Raw genomic sequence first — 459 nt, 5'->3', positions numbered from 1 at the left:
TCTAAGAAAGAAGAAACAGGTGTTCAAGCTTCTATTGATGCAAATGGTCGTTTGAATTTAACTTCTACTGATGGTCGTGCGATTATGGTTACAGGAAGTGTAGCTGGTGCTGGTGGTACTGCTGAAGCATTTATGGGTATCATGGGTATCTCTAGTGGTGGTGTGCATGTTGGTCGCTTAAGCTTGAATCGAACAGACTCAAGCGATATTAAGTTAAGTGGTGTAGGTGTTTCATTGGTTGGTTTCACAGGTGATGTTGCACAAACAACACAAAACTTAAGAGGAACTAAGAATGCATTTAGTAACGATGTCGCTTCAGCGATTGGTGCAAATGCAAACGCAATGATTGGTATAGACAACGCAAATGGTATCACTGCTGGTGTAACAACACTCTTTGGTGCAATGGCGGTGATGAATATTGCTGAATCTGCGATTAGACAACTTGATTCTGTTCGTGCA

The 459-nt window shown here is 41.6% G+C and carries 1 protein-coding gene; it reads left to right on the top strand.

Annotated features, from left to right (window positions below):
* A partial coding sequence (locus tag CCZ01_RS10070; RefSeq protein ID WP_275542668.1) for a flagellin hook IN motif-containing protein occupies positions 1-459 on the top strand: 459 nt, incomplete at both ends.

This window comes from Helicobacter monodelphidis (assembly GCF_003288845.1).
Taxonomy (GTDB): Bacteria; Campylobacterota; Campylobacteria; order Campylobacterales; family Helicobacteraceae; genus NHYN01.
The sequence above is the reverse complement of the archived record's forward strand: the minus strand, read 5'-3'. Positions and strand labels throughout refer to the sequence as shown.